22 protein-coding genes are annotated in these 23,744 nt (G+C 37.3%); 10 read left to right on the top strand and 12 right to left on the bottom strand.

Annotation, left to right across the window (positions count from 1 at the left end):
- Window positions 1-23: 23 nt before the first annotated feature.
- The 3 genes from A8B79_RS14790 to A8B79_RS14780 all read right to left on the bottom strand — a co-directional run bounded on the left by A8B79_RS14790 (window position 24) and on the right by A8B79_RS14780 (window position 4,030).
- Window positions 24-695, bottom strand: coding sequence for an OmpA family protein (locus tag A8B79_RS14790; RefSeq protein WP_066224182.1), 672 nt, complete (start codon window positions 693-695; stop codon window positions 24-26).
- A gap of 93 nt (window positions 696-788) precedes the next feature.
- The gene (locus A8B79_RS14785) at window positions 789-3,326 is read right to left on the bottom strand and encodes an ABC transporter permease (protein ID WP_235603764.1); all 2,538 of its coding nucleotides are present in this window, start codon (window positions 3,324-3,326) and stop codon (window positions 789-791) included.
- Window positions 3,323-4,030, bottom strand: coding sequence for an ABC transporter ATP-binding protein (locus A8B79_RS14780; protein WP_066224178.1), 708 nt, complete (start codon window positions 4,028-4,030; stop codon window positions 3,323-3,325). The genes A8B79_RS14785 and A8B79_RS14780 overlap by 4 nt, the downstream gene beginning before the upstream one ends.
- Window positions 4,031-4,205: 175 nt before the next feature.
- Here A8B79_RS14780 and A8B79_RS14775 point away from each other — a divergent pair, with 175 nt between their 5' ends.
- Window positions 4,206-4,775, top strand: a complete 570-nt coding sequence (locus tag A8B79_RS14775) for an arylesterase (protein ID WP_235603762.1) — start codon at window positions 4,206-4,208, stop codon at window positions 4,773-4,775.
- 127 nt (window positions 4,776-4,902) lie between these two features.
- Window positions 4,903-7,254, top strand: a complete 2,352-nt coding sequence (locus tag A8B79_RS14770; protein ID WP_066224173.1) for an ATP-binding protein — start codon at window positions 4,903-4,905, stop codon at window positions 7,252-7,254.
- An 18-nt stretch (window positions 7,255-7,272) separates the two neighbouring features.
- Here A8B79_RS14770 and A8B79_RS14765 read toward each other — a convergent pair whose 3' ends face one another.
- Together A8B79_RS14765 and A8B79_RS14760 are read right to left on the bottom strand one after the other, a co-directional pair.
- Window positions 7,273-8,010, bottom strand: a complete 738-nt coding sequence (locus A8B79_RS14765) for an SIMPL domain-containing protein (protein ID WP_235603761.1) — start codon at window positions 8,008-8,010, stop codon at window positions 7,273-7,275.
- Between the two features lie 83 nt (window positions 8,011-8,093).
- Window positions 8,094-8,786: an SGNH/GDSL hydrolase family protein gene (locus tag A8B79_RS14760; RefSeq protein ID WP_066224172.1), complete on the bottom strand. Its 693-nt coding sequence runs from the start codon at window positions 8,784-8,786 to the stop codon at window positions 8,094-8,096.
- 212 nt (window positions 8,787-8,998) lie between these two features.
- On the opposite strand from A8B79_RS14760, the gene A8B79_RS14755 reads away from it, so the two are divergent.
- The 4 genes from A8B79_RS14755 (at window position 8,999) to dnaJ (ending at window position 15,334) form a co-directional block, all read left to right on the top strand.
- Complete coding sequence (locus tag A8B79_RS14755) at window positions 8,999-11,896, top strand: TonB-dependent receptor (protein WP_235603759.1); 2,898 nt, start codon at window positions 8,999-9,001, stop codon at window positions 11,894-11,896.
- A 15-nt stretch (window positions 11,897-11,911) separates the two neighbouring features.
- The gene (locus tag A8B79_RS14750) at window positions 11,912-13,414 is read left to right on the top strand and encodes an SGNH/GDSL hydrolase family protein (protein ID WP_066224170.1); all 1,503 of its coding nucleotides are present in this window, start codon (window positions 11,912-11,914) and stop codon (window positions 13,412-13,414) included.
- Window positions 13,415-13,571: 157 nt separating this feature from the next.
- Entirely contained in the window at window positions 13,572-14,153 is a 582-nt protein-coding gene (locus A8B79_RS14745; protein WP_066224169.1) for a nucleotide exchange factor GrpE, read from the top strand.
- Between the two features lie 2 nt (window positions 14,154-14,155).
- Window positions 14,156-15,334 (top strand): molecular chaperone DnaJ, encoded by a 1,179-nt coding sequence (gene dnaJ, locus A8B79_RS14740; protein WP_066224167.1) that lies wholly within the window; start codon window positions 14,156-14,158, stop codon window positions 15,332-15,334.
- Window positions 15,335-15,392: 58 nt separating this feature from the next.
- On the opposite strand, the gene A8B79_RS14735 is transcribed toward dnaJ, so the two are convergent.
- The 4 genes from A8B79_RS14735 to purE form a co-directional block, all read right to left on the bottom strand.
- Entirely contained in the window at window positions 15,393-15,713 is a 321-nt protein-coding gene (locus tag A8B79_RS14735; RefSeq protein ID WP_066224165.1) for a heavy metal-binding domain-containing protein, read from the bottom strand.
- Between the two features lie 140 nt (window positions 15,714-15,853).
- Complete coding sequence (locus tag A8B79_RS14730; protein WP_066224164.1) at window positions 15,854-16,108, bottom strand: RNA recognition motif domain-containing protein; 255 nt, start codon at window positions 16,106-16,108, stop codon at window positions 15,854-15,856.
- A gap of 168 nt (window positions 16,109-16,276) precedes the next feature.
- The gene (locus tag A8B79_RS14725) at window positions 16,277-17,032 is read right to left on the bottom strand and encodes an alpha/beta fold hydrolase (protein ID WP_066224162.1); all 756 of its coding nucleotides are present in this window, start codon (window positions 17,030-17,032) and stop codon (window positions 16,277-16,279) included.
- A gap of 56 nt (window positions 17,033-17,088) precedes the next feature.
- Window positions 17,089-17,580 (bottom strand): 5-(carboxyamino)imidazole ribonucleotide mutase, encoded by a 492-nt coding sequence (gene purE, locus A8B79_RS14720; RefSeq protein ID WP_066224160.1) that lies wholly within the window; start codon window positions 17,578-17,580, stop codon window positions 17,089-17,091.
- A 223-nt stretch (window positions 17,581-17,803) separates the two neighbouring features.
- Here purE and A8B79_RS14715 point away from each other — a divergent pair, with 223 nt between their 5' ends.
- Both A8B79_RS14715 and A8B79_RS14710 read left to right on the top strand, forming a co-directional pair.
- Entirely contained in the window at window positions 17,804-18,304 is a 501-nt protein-coding gene (locus A8B79_RS14715) for a hypothetical protein (protein WP_153038455.1), read from the top strand.
- Window positions 18,301-20,250, top strand: coding sequence for a hypothetical protein (locus tag A8B79_RS14710; protein WP_066224155.1), 1,950 nt, complete (start codon window positions 18,301-18,303; stop codon window positions 20,248-20,250). The genes A8B79_RS14715 and A8B79_RS14710 overlap by 4 nt, the downstream gene beginning before the upstream one ends.
- Here A8B79_RS14710 and A8B79_RS14705 read toward each other — a convergent pair.
- Window positions 20,247-21,404, bottom strand: a complete 1,158-nt coding sequence (locus A8B79_RS14705; protein WP_076782621.1) for a 5-(carboxyamino)imidazole ribonucleotide synthase — start codon at window positions 21,402-21,404, stop codon at window positions 20,247-20,249. The genes A8B79_RS14710 and A8B79_RS14705 overlap by 4 nt on opposite strands.
- Window positions 21,405-21,472: 68 nt before the next feature.
- On the opposite strand from A8B79_RS14705, the gene A8B79_RS14700 reads away from it, so the two are divergent.
- A complete protein-coding gene (locus A8B79_RS14700; RefSeq protein ID WP_066224153.1) occupies window positions 21,473-21,835 on the top strand; it encodes a four helix bundle protein in 363 nt (120 codons plus the stop codon).
- A gap of 52 nt (window positions 21,836-21,887) precedes the next feature.
- Window positions 21,888-22,961 carry a peptide chain release factor 1 gene (prfA, locus tag A8B79_RS14695; RefSeq protein ID WP_066224764.1) on the top strand — a complete coding sequence of 358 codons (1,074 nt, stop codon included), beginning with the start codon at window positions 21,888-21,890 and terminating at the stop codon, window positions 22,959-22,961.
- On the opposite strand, the gene A8B79_RS14690 is transcribed toward prfA, so the two are convergent.
- Entirely contained in the window at window positions 22,958-23,371 is a 414-nt protein-coding gene (locus tag A8B79_RS14690) for a type II toxin-antitoxin system VapC family toxin (protein ID WP_066224150.1), read from the bottom strand. The genes prfA and A8B79_RS14690 overlap by 4 nt on opposite strands.
- Window positions 23,368-23,649: a DUF6364 family protein gene (locus A8B79_RS14685; RefSeq protein WP_066224761.1), complete on the bottom strand. Its 282-nt coding sequence runs from the start codon at window positions 23,647-23,649 to the stop codon at window positions 23,368-23,370. Before A8B79_RS14685 ends, A8B79_RS14690 begins: the two co-directional genes overlap by 4 nt.
- Window positions 23,650-23,744: the final 95 nt, after the last annotated feature.

The following is a 23,744-nucleotide window of genomic DNA, read 5'->3' as shown; positions in this document are numbered from 1 at the left end:
TGGATAAAGAAAAATTAAATCTGTTATTCTATTTCACCTTTCTCAGCAGCTTCTTTGAGCTTCTCGTTCGCCCAAATTCCGATTTCAACTCTTCGGTTTTGTTGACGACCGCTTGCTGTACTGTTATCAGCTACAGGATCTGATTCTCCGTAACCTATAATAGTCATTCTTTCAGCATCCACACCTGTAAAGGCCGCATATTCTGCTACTGCCTTTGCTCTATCTTCTGAAAGCTTCTGGTTGTATTCTTCGCTACCTGTGTTATCCGTATATCCGGAAAACATGATATTGGTGTCTTCATACTTTTGAAGGATTTCAGATAGCTCGGAGATGTTTTCTCTGGAAGCATCTTTAAGCTGATAGGAATTAACATCAAAAAGTATTCCTGAGTCAAAAGTAATTTTTATTCCTTCCCCGACTCTTTCAACTTTTGCACCTTCAAGATCATTTTCAAGTTCTCTGGATTGTCTGTCCATATAGTTGCCAATGGCCGCACCTGATGCACCACCTACCGCAGCACCAATGATTGCTCCATTTGTGGTATTACCTGCTGCTTTACCAATAACCGCTCCTGCAAGAGCTCCTGCTGCTGCACCAATAGCAGTTCCTTTAGCGGTCTTGCTTATGCTGTCACAGCCTATAAAAGGCAAAGTTAATATGAGTGCAAAAATACTTAATCTGGATAATGTCTTCATTTCAAATGTTTTGTTAGTATTATTTACATAGTGGAACTCATTCTAAACCCATGAGTTCCATTTATTAACATCTGATCAAGATATCATCAAAAGCTAAGCAGCCTGATCCCGTAATATTTCCAAAGGTGGGCGTGTGTGAATTCCTCTGGTATTCAATAACCCGATAGTGAGAACCAAACCAATAAGAATCAGAGTTTCAATTCCCAGAATGGCAAAGTTAGGTACAAAGTCTATATCAAAATAGAAGTACCCTAACAGGGCGCTGGCTCCTACAGAAAGAGTGAGACCGGTTAGAGCTGCCATGATTCCCAAGAATACATATTCAATGACTTGTATCTTGATAACCTGTTTTTGTTTGGCCCCCAATGTCCTTAATAAAACAGCTTCTCGTATTCTTTGATATCTACTCGTAGCAGCCGAACCGGCCAATACGATCAGTCCAGTAATAATGCTGAACAAACCAATGAACTGTATCACAAATGTAATTTTATCGATGAAATCACGAACGGTTTCAAGTACTTGACCTATATCAATTGCAGATACATTCGGGTAAGCCTGAACGATTTTTTGCTGTAATTCTAAAGAAGCTTCTCTGCTTGGTGTATTTAATGTAGTTGCAAAAAATTGAGGTGCAGGCTCCAGTACTCCAGTTGGGAAAACCACGAAGAAATTGGGTTGTGGCGTCTGCCACTCAACAGTTCTTGTTCCGGCGATAAAGCTTGAAATTGGAATTCCCTGAACATCCCAAACTATAGTATCGCCGACCTGAGCATTTAGATCACTCATTAGATCAGTGGAGACAGAAATAGGAACAAGGTCTTCCGAATCTGTAACGGTTCCTACAAAAACTCCGGAATTAACGGTCTCAGTAGAAACCAGAGAATCTCTGTAAGTAGATCGGTATTCGCGATTCAATGCCCAACTCCTTGGTTTACGGTTGGAATCAGCCATGAACTCAGCTACGGTAGTATCATTTATAGATTGCAGACGCATAGTAACAATGGGCACATTTTGAAGCAGTTCCATGTCATTATCAAGAATGATCTTGTTTACGCCTTCATTCTGATCGTACTGAATATCATAAAGTGCAAGGTTTGGAAGATCCTGACCATCATCGAAATTAATGGTTCCTAAAAGCATATCCTGAGTTAGATAAAGAGAACTTATTAATGTTACTCCCAGTCCAAAAGTGAGAAGCAAGGTAGAGGTTTGGTTATTTGGGCGATACAGGTTTGCCAATCCCTGTCTGAATTCATAACCAAAAGCTTTAGGATTAAACTTCTGTGCTCCTTTCATAATTAAAAAAGCAATTCCTGATAATAACAAAAGACAGAAAACGAGCCCGAGAGTAAAGAAAATAGCTGCCAGAATATCATTAAGCATTAACCATGCATAACCAACTACAGAAACACCGATCAAACCAAATAAAGAGAACCTTGTTATCCAGTTAAGGAGTTTGGAAAGGTTTATATCAACTGAGCGCAGAGTAAAAAGCGGAGATATTTTACGAACGGCGAGCAACGGGAAAAGAGCAAAAATCAGAGAAATGGAGACCCCTGTAATTATTCCAATAAAAATTGAACTCCATGAAAGCGCTAACTCAATATCAACGGGAACAAAATCCTGAACCAAAACAGGTAGATACAGTTGAATCAACGAACCAATAAAAGCACCAATTGAAGCTCCTATAAAACCCATGAATACAGCCTGGATCAAATAAATACTCATAGCCTGATTGGATGACGCTCCAACACAGCGAAGGACGGCTACAGTGCTTATCTTTTGCCGGATATAAACAAATATAGAGCTGGCAACTCCGATCCCTCCCAGTAGCAATGCTATAAAACCAATCAGATTCAGAAAATTCGACAAATACAAAATAGCTTCACCAACTTCTTCCTTTCTTTCGGCTACATCATCGTACCCAAAACGAACTGAATCATTCATTGCATCCAGAGTTGACTCTACAAGAATAGGATCTGTACCCTCCGGATATTTTATGTAGGAAATATACTCAAGCTGACTTCCGCGCTGAAGAAGTCCTGTTGCTTCGATATTCTCTTTGGGAATATAAATTCTTGGACCAAAAAAGGAAGCCGCAACCGGTTGACCGGGAATTTCCTGCAAAGCGCCTGCAATTTCATATGTTATTAATCCGATCTTAACAGAATCACCGGGTTGTAATCCGAACTGAAGTAAAATTGGTTCATCAACCAAAGCCCCTGCAGTTTTTTGAAAGGTATCAGAAGCAGATTGAGGATCGGTTTTAAGCTCGCCGTAATAAGGAAAATCGCCTTCCAAGGCAGTTATTTGAGAAAGTCTTGTAGTCCCTGATTTAGGGAAGTAAGCCATTGAAGTAAAACTTAAAGCATCAGATCGTTCTCCACCTAAGGAATCGAGATATATCTCCAATTCGTCGTGGAACGGGGAGTTTTTTTCAACTTCCAGATCGGCGCCAAGCAATTCTTTTGATTGCTCATTTATACTGTCATTAAGATTTTCTCTGAAGGAGCTGATCGCCACCTGAGCAGCTACACCAACGATTATAGCTGCCAGATAAAGAAATAATTTCTTTCTGTTGGAACGGGAATCTCGCCACGCCATTTTAAAGATCCAGAATAATTTATTCACGCTACGGCTTCCCCTGATGATTTAAAGACATCAGAATCGACCTCTCCGTTTTTCAATTTTATTACCCGATCACATTTATCAGCAAGGTCAAGATCGTGTGTAACCAGAACCAGAGTTGTTCCCTGTTTTCTGTTCAGATCAAAAATCAGGTTTTCGATATGTTCACCTGTTTCAGAATCAAGATTACCGGTGGGTTCATCAGCGAAAAGTATTTTCGGATTATTAATAAAAGCTCTTGCTACTGCAACCCGTTGTTGTTCACCACCTGAGAGTTGAGTAGGATAGTGATGGGAGCGTTCCCCTAATCCTACTTCTTCGAGAAGCTCGATCGCCCGTTCTCGAACCTGATTTGTCGCTTCGCCACGTAGCTCCAAAGGAACCATAACATTTTCGACGGCTGTAAGTGTGGGAACTAACTGAAATGTTTGAAAAACGAATCCGACATGTCGATTACGAACTTCTGCTCTTTGGTCTTCATTAAGAGGTTTCAAATTGATTCCGTTCAGTGTAACATCTCCGGATGTAGGTTGATCTAATCCCGCAGATAATCCCAATAAAGTTGTTTTCCCACTTCCTGATGGTCCAACAATTGCGCAAGAGATACCTTCTTCAATTTCGAAAGTTACATTGTCTACAACGGTAAGTGTTTTATCTCCGCTTTTAAATTGGCGGGTAAGGCTTTCCAGTTTTAAAATATGATTCACGATGTTCTTTTATTATTAATGAACTCTTAACCTAAAATGTGTGTATTACCATTCCGTAATATGGCAAAATTAGTTACGTTGATTAGTTTAAATTTGTTATAAATATTTAGCTTTGAAAATACTGTTTATGAAAAAAAGACACTCAATTATTATTCTCTTCTCACTTTTGATGAGTATGAATATATATTCACAAGAGAAAAAATCGATCTTGTTTTTTGGAGATAGTATCTCAGCGGGATATGGTATTCAGCCTCAACAAGCATTTCCGGCTGTTATTCAGGATAAGATAGATTCATTGGGTTTGAACTACGAAGTGATCAACGGCGGATTGAGTGGAGAGACTTCGGCAGGAGGTTTAAGACGGATCAATTGGGTTTTACAAAGAGATATCGACATAATGATCCTTGAATTGGGTGGAAACGATGGCCTTCGTGGCATAGATCTTTCATCAACAAAAGACAATCTTCAACAGATTATAGATCGAGCTAAGGCAAAAAATCCGGAGATCGAGATCATAATTGCAGGTATGCAGGTTCCTCCTAATCTGGGAACGGACTATACTAAAGAGTTTCAGGACCTGTATCCGGAATTGGCTGAGAAAAATAATCTCACCCTGATCCCTTTAATTCTGGATAAAGTAGGAGGGAGAGATGAGTTCATGCAGCCCGATCAAATTCACCCAAATGTGCAAGGACATAAGGTTGTTGCTGAAACTGTGTGGGATTATCTGTATAAAATCTTATAGAGCGAGTTTATAAAGCTATTTATGAGTAGGTAAATTTATGTTTATTTCCTTTTTGATACCTCTTTAATTATCTATTTTCAGTGAAGAAGTTTCCACAAAAACTGAAGTATCAATTACCCCTCGAATTGTGCAGAGAAAAACTGGTGTTATAGGGAAAACATTACTAATTCTTTTTTTTTCGATAAGCAGTTTAAATGCTCAAGAAGTTGCAGAGTCGGGGGTTATAGATCTTAGGGGAACTGATTTCACTGAGTCAGAGCCTATTCCGTTAAATGGAGAGTGGGAATTTTTTTGGAAACAGCTTGTGGATTTTGAGAATGTCTCAAAAGATATCGAATATCGTGAGTTTCCACATATGTGGCAGAGTGAAGAGGGACTCAGCTCATTCGGGTTTGCGAGTTATAGGTTGAAAATATTACTTCCAAAAGATTATCCGGCGCTGGCATTCAGCATTCCTGATCTATATACTGCTTATAATCTTTATGCGGATACAGTTTTGATCGCATCAAATGGGGTTGTAGGAACAACTAAAGAGACTCATATTCCAAAATGGATTCCAAAAACTGTTGCTTTAGATCAATTTGATAAAGATAGCCTTGAGATAGTATTACAGATATCCAATTTTCAGCATAAAAAGGGAGGAGCACGGCTTCCTATTTATTTCGGTTCTGAAAGCCAGTTAATAGAGAAAAGAGAAAAGAAGTTAGGATACGCTTTCATTTTAACCGGAAGCTTGGTCATGGGTGGGCTTTTCTTCTTTGGTCTGTATCTATTTGGGAGGGATGAAAAACCAATTTTGTATTTTTCGTTATTCTGCCTCTGTTATAGTTACAGAGTTTTTGGGACAGAATTATACCCATTACATCTTTATTTAGAGAATATTCCATGGATTGTGACTCTTAAGCTAGAATATATTTCCCTCTATTTATCACCGGTTCTTTTCGGGCTATTTATACTACACCTCTACACTCAAGAAGCCTCAAAGAAAATCATCCATGGCTTTAATAGTTTTTTCTTGGTGCTGGCTGCTATAGCATTACTTACACCGGCGTTCTATTTCACGCAACTGATAAATATCTTTTTTTCAGCTATACCAATATATATATTTTATTCAAGTTGGGTATTTTTAAAAGCGGTATTAAATAAAAATGAAAGTGCTAAATATGCTATCGCAAGTGGGATAGTAATTTTTATGGTGTTCTTCCATAATCTTCTGGAGTATTTTGTCATTATTCAAGAAAACTTATTACTTAATCTTTTCGGGTATCTGCTGTTCTTTTTCTTGCAGTCACTTATTCTATCCAATCGATTTGGAAGTTCGTTAAGAAAAGCAAAAGAGAAAGCAGAACAAGCTTCCATTGCTAAGAGTCAGTTTCTTTCAACAATGGGGCATGAATTGAGAACTCCATTAAACGCGATCATAGGTTTTTCTGAGTTATTAGCTGATACGAAATCTAATGAGGATAGAATCGAATTTTCCAACATCATTAAGAAGAGTGGGGAAAGCTTGTTAGGTGTGATCAACAATATTTTAGATTTCTCAAAGATTGATACCGGAAATATTCAATTGAATTACGAAAAGGTGCAGTTGGATGTCTTCTTAGAGGATACCATTCAAATTTTATCCGCTCTTAATGAATCTAATAAAGTTAAATTGGTTAGTAAATATAGTGTTGGTGATCAAAGGCGCTTTATGATCGATCCGGTAAGGCTTAGGCAGGTTTTGATCAATCTAATTGGTAATGCGCTTAAGTTTACCGAAGAGGGAAAGATAATCGTAGAAGTTAAAGAAGGTACGTCTTTATTGAAGAATGGTAATTTATTGTTTTCAATAAAAGACACCGGAGTTGGTATTCCCGAAGACAAAATGAGTCTTTTATTTAAAGAATTCTCGCAAATTGATTCTGCAAGAAATCGTCGTTATAGCGGTTCAGGATTGGGGTTAGCTATAAGCAAGAGATTGGTGAATAATATGGGAGGAGATATTTGGGTTGAGAATAATGTTACCAAAGGTGCAACGTTTAGTTTTACAATAGAATCCGAAAAGCTCAAAGAGAGTGATTCTGTAGAGTCAAATTTAGATTCAATTGAAGTCGAAAATAAAAAGAATCTTTCCAGAATATTATTGGCAGAGGACAATGTTTTTAATCAAAAAGTAGCAGAAAAAATGTTGGAACGATTGGGATACGCAGTTAAGATTGTATCTGATGGGTTTGAAGCTGTAGAGGAGGTCTCAAAAAATAAGTACGATCTAATTCTTATGGATATGGAAATGCCTGGATTGGATGGAATTGAAGCTTCGAAAAAGATTTTAAGTGAAGATGAAATTAAACAGAAGCCCGTTATAGTTTCTATGACAGCCAATGTTTCTAAGGAAGACAAAGCACGGTGCTTAGAAGCCGGAATGTCAGATTTTATCTCAAAACCGGTAACCTTAGAGGTGCTTGAGAACACAATAAAAAAATATCTAGGCGATTAAAGCCTAGATACTTAACGGTTAATCTTCAATCTGGAATACTATAGTTATATTTGCGGTAACAGAAACAGTCTGAGCAAAATCCATCATTGAAGGAGCTTCAGATTTAAATAGCCCCATATCTGCTTCCATAAACATCGATGGGTAATTTACTTGATGCTCGGAATAGTTGATGGTAGTTATCTCACCTAACTTCACGCCGGATTGTTCAGCGATGAATGCAGCTCTTTCTTTAGCTTTCTGAATTGCTGAGATCAATGCTTTATCTTTTCCTTCATCGAGTTTTGAGGACGAAAAGCTCCCGTTAAAAGAATCAAAGCCATTCTTGATCAAGCTTACCTGAATTTTTTCATAGATCTCAAAGTCGGAGAAACTAACTGAAACTTGCTGATTAGTATTAACAGTAACCTCTTCCTGGCGATTATTGTAGTTGGTTCTCTTATTCATTCTGATCGGCTCAAAATTGATATCCTCTTCTTTGATATCAAATTCCTTTAGAAGGGAAGCCAAAACAGCCTCTCTTTTTTTATGAGTATCAAAAGCAGCTTCAGGTGTTTTTTCTTCGGCGTTAATATTAATTGAAAAAATGATCAGATCGGCGGGAATCAATTCAGTTGCCGACATATTAATGGAAATAGTTCTTTGAGAGTTTTCAGCAACAGGTTGAGCCATTGTTGAACAATTAATACTAAAGAGTAGAAATAGGACTGCAGGGATAAGGCGGATATTTTTTGAATAAATATTATTGAATCTGTCCATAGTTATATATTTGAAAATTTATTAATAGTCTGAATTATCCAAAAGATAACGGATTGTAATAACTCAGAAATTACATCTTCATGTTAGTTACTATTCTGAGAAGTTTTTTTTAAAACCATTTTTACCTCCGGAAGAATCAGATCAACCCATTCTTTGTATTGTTTACCTGAAGGGTGCAATTGATCCGAAGCTATATATGTTGAGTCTTCTTTCGCTTTCTCAGAAACCGGAGTGATATTTACAAACGGAATATTCATTTCTGATGAAATAGAATCAGCAATTGCATCATAAACCAATAATTCTTGCCTTATTTTCTCTTCTCCCTTTTCTATACCGAAAGGAGTAACGCCATAATTAGGTATTGAAACTACAAATACTTTGGTGCTATCTCCATCAGCGAATGCAACAGCTTGAAGCAATAACTCTTTAAATTCCTTTTTGTATTGATCAATAGGATAGCCTCGGTATTGATTATTTACGCCAATCAAAAGCGAAACTAAATCATAATCAGTTTTCGGATTTTTTTCTGCAATTGCTTCTTGCAACTCATTGGTTGTCCAGCCGGTCTTGGCAATAATTAACGGATCGTTAACCTTAATCCCTGCTTCATTAAGTTTTTCAGTTAATTGAACAGGCCAGCGTTGATCTTCCGAAACAGCTTCTCCAATAGTGTATGAGTCACCTAATGCCAAATATGAAATGCTGTTTTTCTGAGCACATGAAATTGTCAGACAGCAAAAAAGAAATAAGATTGAGAGATGAGTTTTTTTAAACATGAGATTATTTTAATTATTCGGATAGATAATAATGATTTAAAATGAATTAAATCATGCATAAGCGTATGACTGTTTTTTGATTTTTTATTTATGAAAGCGCTTGCATTATCCGACAAACCGACGTTTCTTTGCTAAAGTGTGTCATTTAATAAATTCATCGGTGACGCAAAAAGTTTAAAAGACTACAACATTAATAAATCAGGATTAGAACTATGAATAAATTGATACGATATATGCTTGGGTTAAGCATGGTTCTCGTATTTTCGTTTGTTTCTATGGCTAAAAATACTCTATCGCCAAAAGAAGCAATTACAGAAGTATCAGGTCAGGTACTTGATGTTGACGGAGAGCCACTTGCGGGTGTAAATATTCGCGTAAAAGATAAATTGATAGGAACGACTACAGACGGAAATGGAATGTTCTCGCTTTCCATTAAACAAGACCCACCACTTATTCTGGTTTTTTCGATAGTTGGATTCCAGACTGAAGAAGTTGACATTACTAATGCCAATACCACCGGTTTAGAGATCAGAATGCAGGAGCAGACGTTTTTAGGAGAAGAAGTTGTAGTCTCTGCTTCGAGGGTTGAACAAAGTATTTTAAAATCTCCGGTCTCAATTGAGAAAATGGATGTTATTGAAATCCAAACTTCAGCTTCCCCAAATTTTTATGATGGAATTGCAAATTTAAAAGGGGTTGATTTCAGTACTCAAAGTTTAACATTCAAATCTATAAACACTCGTGGATTTGGATCAAATGGTAATACCCGTTTTGTACAGTTAATTGACGGGATCGATAATCAGGCACCAGGCTTAAACTTCGCAGTTGGTAACATTGTTGGTATTTCTGAGCTGGATCTTGAAAGTGCAGAAATGATTCCCGGTGCTGCTTCAGCGCTATATGGGCCAAATGCTTTAAACGGTATTTTACTTATGAATAGTAAAAGCCCATTTGAGTATAAAGGACTTTCATTCAATACTAAATTAGGCTTAAATCATTTTGACAGCAATGTTGAGGACGGACCTCAGGTATACCAGTCTTATGATTTGAGATATGCGGATGCTTTTAATGATAAATTCGCATTTAAATTCACTGCTTCTTATTTAAAAGCTCAGGATTTTGTTGCTCAGGATAGAAGAGATCAGAGTTTTGTAACAGGTGGAGTTGTAGAGCGTGGGGCTACAGAAAGAAACGGAGCTCGTGTATTCAACGGAGTAAATATTTATGGCGATGATGTGTTTACTCTTGGAGCCATAGCTGATGGTTTGATAAGGGCAGGAAAAGATCCAAATGCTTCCCCGGAAGATATGGCAACAGGTGCTCAGGTTGAGGCATTAAGATCATTAGTGCCGGATGGAAGAGACGGAGCTTTTTCTGCACCGGGTTTTGCTGAAAATTCTTTTGTAGACAATACAACTGAAAGTTTAAAACTTGGAGCAGCTTTACATTATCGTCTCAATGATAACTACGAAATTCTGGGACAATATAACACAGGTTTTGGTAGTACGGTATACACTGCAAACGATCGTTTTGTATTAGATGATTTCAATATCTGGACCGCTAAAGTAGAACTCAGAAACCCTAATTTCTTTTTAAGAGCTTATACTACTCAGGAAGATGCGGGAGATTCTTATGCAGCAAATACGGTTGCTACAAGAATTAATCAAACTGCATACCTGACTCCTTATTTCCAAACATTTTTAGGAGCAAGATCTCAAGGTGCTTCAGTAGAGCAAGCTCATGCGTCTGCTCAACAACAAGCCACTGCAAATCAGCAGGATTACTTACCGGGAACCCAGAACTTTGCTGATCTGGAAGCGAGTCTCAGATCTACACCAATTTCTGCTGGCGGAGCAAAATTTCTTGATAAGTCAGATATGTATCATGTAGAGGGACTTTATAATTTCTCTAATATAATTGATCCTGCTACTCTTGAGCTTATTGGTGGTGTAAATTATCGTATTTACGCTTTGGATTCTGAAGGTACATTATTTGCGTTAGATAACAACGGAGATGAATATGGGATCAATGAATTCGGAGGTTATCTTCAAGGTTCAAAAAACTTTATGGAAGATGATTTAAATCTTTCTGCATCTGTTCGTTACGACAAGAACGAATATTTTGACGGACAGTTCTCACCAAGAGTTTCTGCAATTTATACAGCCGCAGATCGTCATAACTTCAGAGCTTCTTATCAAAACGGATTTAGAATGCCGACTACTCAGGATCAGTTTATTAAACTTGATGTAGTAACCAGATTGCTTATAGGTAGTAATCAGGATCTGGTTGACCGTTACAGATTTGAAACCAATACAGTTTATACTGCACAAAGTGTAGGCGCTGCTCAAGCCGAATTTAATCAAAATGGAGACGACGCTGCAGCTAGAGCCATGCTAGAAGCGGTGGAATTCGATGATTTCAAAACCGAAAAAATCAGTACTTACGAAGTTGGATACAAGGGTTTTGTAACAGACCGTTTATTAGTTGACGCGTACTATTACTACAGCCAGTACACAGATTTCATAGCTGAAATACAGTTTGTACAAGGTATTCCAAATGGTTTAACCGAAGATCCTGGTGCTTTCGATGCAGATAGTGATGCCGGAAAAGATGATATCATACAAGGTGGGGTGGATACTCAGGAATTCGGATTTGATGTAAACGCTGATGGAGAAGTTAAGTCACAAGGATTTGGAGTAAGTATGGACTATTCTTTTGACGGAGGCTATAAGTTAGGTGGTAACGTAGCTTATAATGAGCTAATAAGTGAGCAGGATCTACGTGATCAAGGATTCCGATCTAGCTACAATACTCCGAAGTGGAGATATAACGTAAGATTAGAGAATAGAAACTTCATCGAAAATATTGGTTTCAATATGGTATACAGATGGCAGGATGCTTATTACTGGGATTCTTCCTTTGGTGATGGAGTTGTACCGGCTTACGGAACGCTGGATGCTCAAATCAGTTACAAGCTTCCATCAGCAAATACGATCTTGAAATTCGGAGGAAGCAATATTCTAAATGAACGATACGAAACGTCGTTTGGTAATCCGACTTTAGGAGCTATTTACTACTTCTCTCTAACATTTGATCAATTCTTGAATTAAGAAAAGGATATAACAATGAAGAAATTAAATAAATTATTTTTATTACTGATCGTCACAGGATTGATTTCATATTCTTGTGATGGTATAGAAGACTCACTCGTAAATGATCAGCTGGAAGATAACCCTCTTCCGACGCCTCCAACTTATACATCCGGAAGCGCTGACTTTTCTAACTATGTAGCTATTGGTAACTCGCTAACAGCGGGTTTAATGGATGGAGCGTTATATAATATTGGTCAAACTAATTCCATAGGTGCAATTTTAGCCACTAGTTTTGCAGCTACTGTTGACGGAGATTATACATTTAATCAACCTGTAATTAATTCTGAAAACGGATATAATATAGGAATCAGTCCTAATCCAAGTAACGGAATTACTTTTGGTAGATTTAAATTGGATACTGATGCAAGGATTCCATCCCCGGTGATTAATGGAGAAGCTCCAACGGCTTATACTGGTCCCGCTTTGAACAATTTCGGAGTTCCGGGTGTAACTGTGGGGCAACTAAGAGATCCTGCAACTGCAAATAATCCTTTTTACGGAAGGTTTGCAAGTAATCCGGGAGCATCTACTGTTCTTGGAGATGCTATTAATGCAGATCCAACGTTCTTTTCACTGTGGATTGGAAGCAATGATGTGCTAGATTATGCAAGAGGAGGAGCTTCAAATTCAGCAGCATTAACTTCAAATGCAGATTTTCAGACTAGATTTACGGACGTAGTTACGGATCTTATGACTGAAACAACGGCTGATGGGGTAGTTATTAATATACCTTCATTCTTAGGTCTAGCTTTCTTTAGAGCAGTACCCTATAACCCAGTCCCCTTAGATGCGGCTACTGCAAATGCGGTTACTCAAGGTTATTCAGATTATAATAATGGTGTTCAGCAAGCAGCTACTGCAGGTGCTATTACCCAAGCAGAAGCAGATAGAAGAATGATTTCTTTTGCAGCAGGAGCTAATGCTTTTGTAATGGAAGATGAAACATTAACTGATTTAAGTGCTTTTGGATTACCACCATTGAGACAATCTGAACCAACGGATCTGACTATTCTTTCACTAGGCTCTCTGCTAGGGGTAGATGCGTTTGGTGAAGGAGCTTATGGGTTGCAGGATGCGGTTGAAGATCGTTTCGTTTTGATTCCATCCGAGTTACAAGAAATCGAAACTAGCCGCCAGACTTTTAACGCAATAATGGCACAGGTTGTCGCTGCAAATTCAAGTAGGTTAACTTTGTATGATACAAATTCTGCGACCGGAGTTTTCGCTGACTTATTTGGTTTAAGTGATGGAGTTCCAGGAATTACTGTTGACGGTGTAGATCTATCACCTGACTTTGCTCCAACAGGAGTTCTTTCAACGGATGGAATTCATCCAAACCCAAGAGGAAATGCTTTAATTGTGAATGAAATCATCGCAACTATTGAAGCAAAATTTGGATCAAATCTTCCCGCAATAAATGTGCTGAATAAATCAAGTGTTTCAGTTTGTGCCGGAGATTGCTTGAGTCAGCAATAGAACCTCTTTTAACAGAAGTTTAAAACCCATCAGGTAAACTGATGGGTTTTTTTATGGGTTTTATTCCCGAAAGATTGTCATTAAAGAAAAAGTGACTGGTGCTGGCATTATATTTGCTAAATATTCTAGAAAACAGAACCCCATTTTAAAGACATCAATGAGTAATAAAGAGCAAGAAGAAATTTTAGAAAATTCCGAGAACGAAGTACTGGAAGAAGATCAAACAGAAATAAGTGAAACGGAGTCTTCAGAGGTTTCTGATGAGGACGTTAAAGATGAGAAAGAACTTCGGATTGAAGAATTAGAAAGTGAATTAGCTGTAGCCAAAGATTCCGTACTTCGGAAAGCTGCTGAACTTGAAAATGTTAGAAAGAGAGTTCAGAAAGAGCGTTTTCAACTTAGAGAGCAGGTAAAAGCTGAAGCGCTTCAAGACTTTTTACCACTTAATGACGATCTGCTCAGAACTCTGGATGCAAGTAAAGATTCAGCTGTAGATGAGAATTTTCTTGCAGGTGTTGAAATGGTTTCTAGTAAATTTGAAGATATTCTTGCCAAGCATGGAATCGAAAAAATCGATGAGATCAACGTTCCTTTTGATGTGAATCTTCATGATGCTTTGTTACGTCAACCTGCACCAGATGAAAAAACTCCAAGTGATACCGTTCTTCAGGTTCTTGAGCGGGGCTACAGAATGGGAGAAAAAGTAATTAAGCATGCAAAAGTGATAGTGAGCCAGTAAAGATGACAAACAGAGATTATTACGAAATACTTGAAGTAGACAAAGGAGCTTCTGAAGCTGAGCTTAAGAAAGCCTATCGCAAAAAGGCGATGAAATATCACCCGGATAGAAATAAAGGGGATGCCGAAGCTGAAAAGAAATTTAAAGAAGCATCAGAAGCATATGATGTGCTCAGAGACCCGCAAAAGAGAGCTCGCTACGACCAATACGGCCATGCCGGAGTAAACGGTAATCAAGGTGGTTTCGGAGGCGGTGGAGTCGATTTTGACGGAATGGGCTTCGAAGACATTTTCAGTCGCTTCGGGGATATTTTCGGGAGCGGATTTTTCGGAGAGCAAAGCTTTGGTGGTCAATCCAGAGGAAGAGGTGGAAGACGTCAGCCGGGAACACCGGGCTCTGACATGAAGATCAGAATGCCGCTCGAGCTAAATGAAATCGCTTTTGGTACAGAAAAGAAATTAAAGATAAAGAAGCAGCTGATATGTGATAAATGTACCGGTACCGGTGCTGAGACAGATTCAGACTTTGAAACTTGCGGAACTTGTAATGGAATGGGAGAAGTTCGTCAGGTTACCCGAACTATGCTTGGACAAATGGTAAATGTACAACCATGCCCTACTTGTAGCGGTGATGGAAGGATCATTAAAACCAAGTGTTCTAAATGTGTAGGAGAAGGAAGGATCAAGGGTGAAGAAACCGTTAAGATCAATATTCCTTCAGGCGTTTCAAACGGAAACTACATTACTCTTCGCAGTCAAGGAAATGCCGGAAGAAGAGGTGGACCTGCCGGGGATCTTATTGTTCTTATAGAAGAAAAAGAGCATGAGCACTTTGAAAGAGAAGGAAATAATATCTATTACAACTTAAATTTAAGTATACCTGATGCAGTCTTAGGAACAGAAGTTCAGGTGCCGACACTTAAAGGAAAAGCAAAACTCAAGATCGAAGAAGGAACTCAGCCTGGTAAACTTCTTCGTATGCGTGGCAAAGGAATAGTTGGTTTGAATAATTCAGGAACAGGAGATCAATTACTTAGAGTAAATGTTTATATGCCAAGCGAACTAACTGATAAACAACGTAAAGCAATGGAAAGCTTTAGAGAATCAGAAAACTTTGATGCTGTAAATATGAAACAGCAGGAAAAAGGATTCTTTTCAAAAATGAAAGACGTTTTCGGGTAATCGATAAACCACAGAGGTCACAGAGAATGTTAAACTCAGTGTTCTCTGTGGTTAGATCTTATTCAGCAAGTACCGCAGTTCCGCTTACTGACACCATCAGCATGCTTCCGTTGGCACCAATAGTTTCGTAATCAATGTCGATACCGATAATTGCAGTAGCGCCAACTCTGGAGGCTTTGTCTTCCATTTCTCCGAAAGCTAATCTTCTGGCTTCCTGAAGTTCACGCTCATAAGCAGCAGATCTACCACCAACAATGTCTCTGATGCCTGCAAAAAAGTCTTTAAAGATATTAGCTCCTAAGATCGCTTCTCCGGTTACCACTCCCAGATATTTCTTTACTTCTCTTCCGTCCAAATTGTTAGTTGTTGACATGATCATGATTGTGCTCCGTTGATTTAAGTTTTTATTATGTTTGAGTGATACTGAATCAAAGAAAAAATGTTACTGAAAATTCAGGCACAAAAAAACCCGACCTGTTTTCAGATCGGGTTAAATTCATTAAAAAGAGAAAAAGCTAATTACTTTTTGTCTTCTCTGGGGCGTGCTTCGTTTACACGAACTGCACGTCCGTCGATTTCCGCTCCGTCTAATTGATCAATAGCTGCTTGTGCTTCTGAATCATTATCCATCTCAACAAACCCAAAGCCTTTTGAACGGCCGGAATATTTGTCAGTGATTACTTTGCAAGAGCTTACTTCTCCATAAGCTTCAAATACTTCCCGTAAATTGTCTTCAGAAACTCCGTAACTAAGGTTCCCTACATAAATGTTCATGTGTATATATATCTTGTTAAAACTAAATTTCGGAATGATCAGATCAACCCTAAACCCAAGTAGTTCAATACCGTAGTCGAGATATCAGAACCAATCCGTGCATAAAGTACGCTTAAATTATCGTATCGCCAATTATTTTTGTAAGTGGGATATTTTCTAAACTAGAATCTAGTTGATGTGTTTTAAGTAATCTAAAATTTCTGCTTGTAGTATTATTTGTTGTTCTGCTCTTGTTATAATTGCTGAACCCGCACCGAATTGAAATCCGTAATATCCAAATTGTGAGTGATTTCCTCCTTCAATCATTACAAATTTAGTACTAGAAGGCAAATTATGAGCAAATTGTTTTATTTCTGAAGGGCTTGCTAAACCGTCTTCACTGGCTGAAATTTTCAAAACCGGAATAGTAAGATTTATAAGATCTTTTTCTTTGGGATGTGATGTCCCAATCAATATTAATCCTGAAATCGTTTGTGGATACTGCGCTGCATAATTTGCAGCTATTCTTCCGCCTCGTGAATGTCCTGCAACAATCCAGTTTCCTTCTTTTGAATTAGTTATAAATTCAGATGCCTTTTTCAATGCTTCTTGTTCCATATTATCTGTGATGGCAATGCGGAATGGAATCTTTTGTATATAAGAAGAATAACCTTTTTGAGCTAATTTTTTTGCCAGTGGGGTATAGGCTTCAGGTTGCACCAAAGCTCCCGGAAAGAATAATACGGAAGTATTCATTGAATCTGTTTGCGGAATAAAAGACAAGTATTCATCGGTTTCTGCAAATAGAATATCTTGATCTGATGCAAGCACGCTGTCTTTATCAAATCCTCGTGCATTCATTTGAAAAAATTGCCACAGAATTACTGAACTCCAGAACAGCAATAAAAAGTAACGGATAAATTTTCTTTTTTTTGATGAAGCCATGTAGTTAATCAGATTCGTTGAAACCTGATGAAAATACGTGCGAAAAAAGAATAAGTTTAGCTAAGGTTTTTAGTTTTCTCTCTACTCTCATCAGCTAGATTTGCATGGTAATCAGCCAGTTTATCTGAAATACCGGAATCGTTCATACTTAACATTCTTATCGCCAGTAACCCGGCATTTTGTGCTTTACCGATAGCTACTGTAGCAACCGGTATCCCATTGGGCATTTGAACGATAGAATACAGACTGTCCAAACCACCTAGGGCAGAAGTTTGAATAGGTACACCGATAACAGGAAGAGTAGTATGACTTGCCAGCATTCCCGGAAGATGTGCGGCTCCACCGGCTCCTGCTATAATTATTTTCAATCCACGGTCACGGGCTGTTTCGCCATAATCAGCCATGTCATTTGGGGTACGATGAGCAGAAACCACTTTCTTTTCGTAGCTGACACCAAATTGATCCAGAATGTCTGTTGCTTGTTTCATGGTTGGCCAGTCGCTGTCGCTGCCCATTACTACCCCGATGATTGGATTAGAATTGCTCATATCTTTTAGTTTTTATTATTAGGATATTTGGCTTGTAAAAGATGCGGAAATAACGAGATGATCACAATAATAAAACCGGAAATTCAGATAAAAAACTAGAAAATTGCGTTTCAAACATTTTTACTTATATATAGGGCTATTAATAGTTTTTTTATCGTACGATGATATTATTGCCCAAAAAAATACCGAATCTTTTGAGCAAATCAGTTTAGGTTTTTCATACTTGAATAATTTTAACAGAACCGATTTTCATGAGTTCTGGGAGGGTAATAATGCACTTCAAGTAGATTTGGAAACACCATTCTACATGGGAGGCTTGTTTTTAAGTGGTAGATACAATTCTTTTTCAAATTTAGAAGAGAAGCTTCCTTCCTTTAAAAATTATGAGCTTTCTGTCGGTTTTGGGTTGAGTAAAGATATATTAGAAAATGTAAGTATTGGAGGTTCTATTGGTCTTCTTTTTTCAATATTTAGTTTTGAAGAATTAACAGAAGAACAAAAAAGATTTGCTCAAGAAGGATTTGCTAGTGATGGTTTAGAAAATGAAGTAGGATTCTTATTTAGTTCCGACTTAAAGTACTCATTTACGGAACTTTGGGGTGTACAAATTGAGGTTAGTCGGAGTATTATTTACACCAATAAAAAAATACAATTGAATTACGTTGGCTTTGGGGTTTACCACGTGTTTAAAACTCCAAGTTTCATAGAAAAAATATTGAAGTGAAGGAATCAATTATTTTATTTTTTTTTGTAGTAGTATTTCAAAACATTGGTTTTGGACAAAAAACAACATGGAAATCAGAGGATTTACTTAGGATTGAATTAGAAACATGGTTCGATCTTTTTTCTATTTCTTCCAATTGGGTCAATTCAACAAATGATGATGCAAATATTCAATTTTCAAGAAATGGTCTTGCAGGAATTGGAGGTGCTTGGTGGCCGGTTTATATAAACGGTGTTCAAGTAGAAACAGAAGCATGGGGGACGAATAGCTTACATATAATTCCTTTTGATATTTCTCAATTAGATTCTGTGGTTATAATTGAAAAACCTATGGTTTATGAAGGAGTATTTACAGAAAAAGGAGGGGTTTTTCTGTATATGAAAGATAATGAAGAGGGGCTAAGATCAGAAGGAAGTATTAGTTTTGGAAGTAATTCAGGAGATCCCGGCCCATACGCTTATACAGAACATATTTCTCCTAATAGTGAACGAATTGGTCCATTTATTAACGGACAAATATCTTATAGAGATAACAAATTTGGGATAAAAGTTGGAGGCTCACATACAACCCATCCATTAACAGATAATCTGTTAGCCTATGCTCGACTAAAACCCTTTAAACACACAGTTACCCCAACAAGTCAAGTTAAGATTATTAAGAACTCAGGATTTCTAAAGCTGGATTATAGTGGTGAGGTTTTTAACCATGAAATTTTGGCTGGTACTTCTGAAGCGGAAGATTTTATTTATACAGAGGTTTACACTTCCGAAGTACCTGTAAGTAGAAATTTTAGTTATGCCTCAATTCAAGGCAACGGGGAGATACTTAAGGATTTATCATTTTCTTATCAAGCAGGTTACAATCAGCAGAGACTAGAAAATTACCCGAATAAGGATGATCTATGGGTTAGTTGGAACCAAGATATTACTAGCCTGAAAACATCAATAAACCAGAAATTTCAAAGAGGAATTGCACAGATTGGTTTAGAGTATAAGTTTTTTTCTTTGAAGGATGATTTGTCAGGAAACAGATTAAATATGAATAATATTAGCTCTGTTTATTTTATAGATTATCAACTTTCAAAAAAAATTAGCGTGTTTTATTCCGGTAAGTTAAGTCGAAATGAAGATTATGACTTAAAGAATCATACTGGGTTGAATTATAAAGTATCTAATACTAATACTTTTTATACGGAGGGCTCTTATTCACAACGTTCACCAGCTGAAGACAATAGTATATGGTATTGGATAGCAAAAAAAGGGTTTGGTAGCGATACACTATCTGCTTTTGATGATGTTCAGCTTACATACAACCCTATTTATAAGGATATAAGATTTGGTTGGAAAACAAAAAAAGAGAATTTGTTACTATCAGTCTCAGCAGTGTTTTCAAAGCATGTTAACGAGTACTTTGCTGATATAGATCTGAACTTAAATGAAAAAGGGGAAATTTTTCCAGAATCGTTAGATTTCATTAATAATTACAGCGCAGACTTTTTTAGAATTCCAATAAGGATTAACCTGAACCATAATAAAACTTTTCAAGAACTTAGGTTTACATGGAGCCGACAAGTTTCTGGTAATAGGAAGTTTTTTTCGATGTTACCAAAGCATAAATTTATATACTCAATCAATTGGAAGCCTGAAAGTTCTTTAAAAATTTGGGCAAGGCTTCAGATACAGTCACGTACAAGTTGGGCTAATTTAGAATCTTTAGATGGTAAAGAAATTAGATTGCAGAGATTTGGTACTGTATCTACGTACAGTTATGATACGAACTTCAATACCAGAGCTCTTTTGGATTTGGGTTTTAAGAAATATTTATGGGAAGAAAAGCTCGCTTTTAGTATTGATCTTAGAAATATTACAGATCAGTTTTACAGGAAAAACCCACTTAGTCGAGAACACAGATTTACTTTTTTTCTAAAGACAAGTTTTCTGTTTTAGATCTCAATATTTTTGGTTGATTCTTTAGCTAGATGAAAAATTTTCTCTAAATCATCCCCAAGCAAAGTGTAGTGAGCCATTTTTCTACCTACTTTACTCTGTACTTTTCCATAAACATGAAGATGTCCGTTTTCAATTTCTAATCCCTTTTGAATGTTATCAGCTTCTGTCGGACGATTATGTGTTCCCAGTAAATTGATCATCGCAACAGCCGGAGCGTTCATTTTAGTTGAACCAAGCGGAAGTCCAAGTACAGCCCGTACATGATTTTCAAACTGGGAAGCAATGCATCCCTCAATAGTATAATGCCCGGAGTTGTGTGGTCTTGGAGCAGATTCATTTAAAAGAATATTACCATCTTCTGTCAGAAAAAATTCGAAAGCATAGATTCCTTTTCCGTCAATAGCTTCAACTGCTTTTACAGCAAGTTCCTGAGCTTTTTTCTGATACTTTTCTTCAATCGGAGCGGGAGACAGAACAGCTACACAAATATGATTCTCCTGCACCGTTTCACAACAAGGATAAACTACAGTTCCTATTTCATTTCGAGCAACCTGAACGGCTATTTCTTTAGTAAACGGCACAAATGCTTCCGCTAATATATCTCGGTCTTTGTTACCGCCAAGTTTTTCAAATCCTTCTCTTGCTGATTCGAGATCCCGAACGGTATCATTTCCATAACCATCGTAACCGCCTTTGGAAGATTTCAGCAAATAAGGCCAGCCGTGTGTGTTCCCGAATTCTTTCAGATCTGATCCTGATCTAACCAGTTTATAAGGAGTAACCGGTATCCCGGCATTTTCAAAGGTTTGTTTTTCGATCAGCTTATTCTCGATCAGTGAAAAACTTTTTGGGGATGGAAAGATCGGAGTACCGCTTTTATCCTGAACTTCCTGAAGAATTTCGGAACTGATGAACTCATTTTCTAAAGTGATAACATCACATCCTTTAGCAAATTCAACCATATCATCAACAGAATCAAAAGAGCCTGAAGTAGAGAATGGAGTCATAAACTGAACGGGTTCGTTCTCAGTCCGATCAGAAAAAACAGCAACCTGAATTCCTAATTTGAAAGCTTCGAGAGCACTCATTCGTGCTAGTTGTCCGGCCCCTAAAAAACCGAGTTTTGTTGTTGCTTTTAATGAATTTATCAACTTTAATAGATTTTGGTTGTTTTAAACTTAAGATACAGAAAGTAAAATTTAGAATGTAGGAGGATATTATGAATAATACGCCAGCACAAAGTTTTAAAGATCTGATTGTTTGGCAAAAGTCTCACCAATTTGTTTTGGATGTTTATAGAATGTCAGAAAATTTTCCAAAGACAGAGATTTATGGTTTAACTTCGCAACTAAGAAGAGCGGCAGTTTCAATTGCGGCAAATATCGCTGAAGGATTTAGGAAAAGAACTGATAAAGATAAAGCCAGATTCTATAATATATCTCAGGGATCGCTGGAAGAGTGTCATTACTATTTGATTTTATGTCAGGATCTTAACTATGCTGAGACAGGAGTATTAATCTCAAATCTAATGGAAGTAAGTAAAATGCTCAGAGCTTATCGAAAAAAGATTCTTAACTCCTAACTTCTATATTCTTACCTTATAAATAAAAGTACTCGACAGATAGTAAATGGATATAGAAGAAAAATTAAAGCAGATAAAATCAAGATTTGAAGAAGTGAACGCAGCAATGAGCGATCCTTCGGTTTTTGATGATCCTGATAAATATACTGAGCTAACTAAAGAGAGAAGCGATCTCGAAGAATTAGTACAAGATTACGATAGTTGGAAAGATCTGCATGACAGGCAAGAGGGCAACAAAGAACTCATCGAGATGGATGAGGATGCAGAGATCACCGAAATGGCTAAAGATGAAAACAAAGAGATCAAGGAGCAATTAGCGAAGCTTGAAGATGACATCAAAATGAAGTTGGTTCCGAAAGATCCTGAAGACTCAAAAAATGCTATTATTGAAGTCAGAGCCGGTACGGGAGGAGACGAGGCTGCTATTTTTGCGGGAGATCTGTTTGATATGTACAGACGTTATGCTGATTCTCAAAATTGGAAAATGAGTTTAATGAGCATCACTGAATCAGATAAAGGCGGCTACAAAGAAATTGTGTTTTCGTTGGAAGGAAATGAAGTTTTCGGGAAGATGAAGTATGAATCAGGAGTTCACCGGGTACAAAGAGTTCCTGCAACTGAAAGTCAGGGCAGGGTGCATACATCAGCTGCAACGGTAGCAGTACTTCCTGAAGTAGAAGAAGTAGATGTTGATATCAACACAGCAGATCTGAGAATTGATACTTTTCGGGCAAGTGGAGCTGGTGGTCAGCATGTAAACAAAACGGATTCCGCAATCAGAATTACGCATGAGCCAACCGGAATTGTAGTAGAATGTCAGGAAGAGCGTTCACAGCATCAGAATAAAGAGAAAGCAATGACCATGCTTCGTTCAAAGATGTATGATATTGAACTGGAAAAGAAAGAAAAGGCGAGAGCGGCCGAAAGAAAAAGTCAGGTTTCTACAGGGGATCGTTCCGCTAAGATCCGGACTTATAATTTCCCACAAGGACGATTTACCGATCACAGAATTAATCTTACGCTGTATAATTTAGATAACATCATGAAAGGTGATCTTCACGAAGCCATTGATGCACTCCGTGTTCAGGATAATCTGGATAAACTGAACGAGTTGGTAGAAGATTAGATCAAAGTTGCTAAATACTGAGTCGGACTAAGTACGGGTATTTCAGATAATTTAAAGTGTTTTTTATTTCTGGTTATAATCAAATCTAATCTGTTTTCTAGAGCCGTGAAATATTGAATTGCATCTTCAATATCAGTAAAAGAAGATTGTATTGCTAAATGGATAGCCCGATCAGAAGTAGGAATTACTTCAAATAATGTTTTGAATTCAGTAATTAGCTTTTTTGCTTTTACCTTTCCTATGTTTTTGCTAGCTATGTAATAAATGTTAGCAAAACAAACGGCAGAAGTGTACAAAGATATATTTTTATAAATGGCTTGATCAAATATTTTAGAGGAATTCTTTGCATAAGGTTTTCGATCTAGAATTACATCCAGGAAAATATCAGAATCTATAAATGTCTTAGTCATTTATGTTTTTCCATTAAATAATCATAGCGTTCGTGACCTGTAACTTTATCTGGATCAAGAATTCCTCTCAACCTTTGAACGATAGGAGTATTTTCAGATTTGTAATTCACAGATTCTTCTTCAATTTTTAATTGCTCTCCTTCTTTTCTTTTAGCAGAAGTAATGACTTTCAGGTAGTTCTCAACGAGGCTAGAAATCGAAGTTTCCTGATCCTTTGCGTAAGCTTTCGCCTGCTTTATAACATCTTCTTCGAGGCTTAATGTAAGTTTCGTTTTCATACGTATGAATTTTATCATAAAATACGTATTAATTCATTTAAATAAAAAAAGCCCATCCTGAACAGAATGGGCTTTGAAAGACTTCAGACTGAAAT

The sequence above is a fragment of the Balneola sp. EhC07 genome, assembly GCF_001650905.1.
Taxonomy (GTDB): domain Bacteria; phylum Bacteroidota; class Rhodothermia; order Balneolales; family Balneolaceae; genus Balneola.
This window is presented reverse-complemented; position numbering and strand designations above follow the sequence as displayed.

Bases quoted from the DNA above. Each gene is read 5' to 3' on its own strand.
- A8B79_RS14745 (WP_066224169.1), top strand. From the start codon at position 13,572: ATGAGTAATAAAGAGCAAGAAGAAATTTTAGAAAATTCCGAGAACGAA.
- A8B79_RS14685 (WP_066224761.1), bottom strand. From the start codon at position 23,649: ATGAAAACGAAACTTACATTAAGCCTCGAAGAAGATGTTATAAAGCAG.
- dnaJ (WP_066224167.1), top strand. From the start codon at position 14,156: ATGACAAACAGAGATTATTACGAAATACTTGAAGTAGACAAAGGAGCT.
- A8B79_RS14775 (WP_235603762.1), top strand. From the start codon at position 4,206: ATGAATATATATTCACAAGAGAAAAAATCGATCTTGTTTTTTGGAGAT.
- A8B79_RS14700 (WP_066224153.1), top strand. From the start codon at position 21,473: ATGAATAATACGCCAGCACAAAGTTTTAAAGATCTGATTGTTTGGCAA.
- A8B79_RS14790 (WP_066224182.1), bottom strand. From the start codon at position 695: ATGAAGACATTATCCAGATTAAGTATTTTTGCACTCATATTAACTTTG.
- purE (WP_066224160.1), bottom strand. From the start codon at position 17,580: ATGAGCAATTCTAATCCAATCATCGGGGTAGTAATGGGCAGCGACAGC.
- A8B79_RS14760 (WP_066224172.1), bottom strand. From the start codon at position 8,786: ATGTTTAAAAAAACTCATCTCTCAATCTTATTTCTTTTTTGCTGTCTG.
- A8B79_RS14725 (WP_066224162.1), bottom strand. From the start codon at position 17,032: ATGGCTTCATCAAAAAAAAGAAAATTTATCCGTTACTTTTTATTGCTG.
- A8B79_RS14690 (WP_066224150.1), bottom strand. From the start codon at position 23,371: ATGACTAAGACATTTATAGATTCTGATATTTTCCTGGATGTAATTCTA.
- A8B79_RS14735 (WP_066224165.1), bottom strand. From the start codon at position 15,713: ATGATCATGTCAACAACTAACAATTTGGACGGAAGAGAAGTAAAGAAA.
- A8B79_RS14750 (WP_066224170.1), top strand. From the start codon at position 11,912: ATGAAGAAATTAAATAAATTATTTTTATTACTGATCGTCACAGGATTG.
- A8B79_RS14765 (WP_235603761.1), bottom strand. From the start codon at position 8,010: ATGGACAGATTCAATAATATTTATTCAAAAAATATCCGCCTTATCCCT.
- A8B79_RS14755 (WP_235603759.1), top strand. From the start codon at position 8,999: ATGAATAAATTGATACGATATATGCTTGGGTTAAGCATGGTTCTCGTA.
- A8B79_RS14730 (WP_066224164.1), bottom strand. From the start codon at position 16,108: ATGAACATTTATGTAGGGAACCTTAGTTACGGAGTTTCTGAAGACAAT.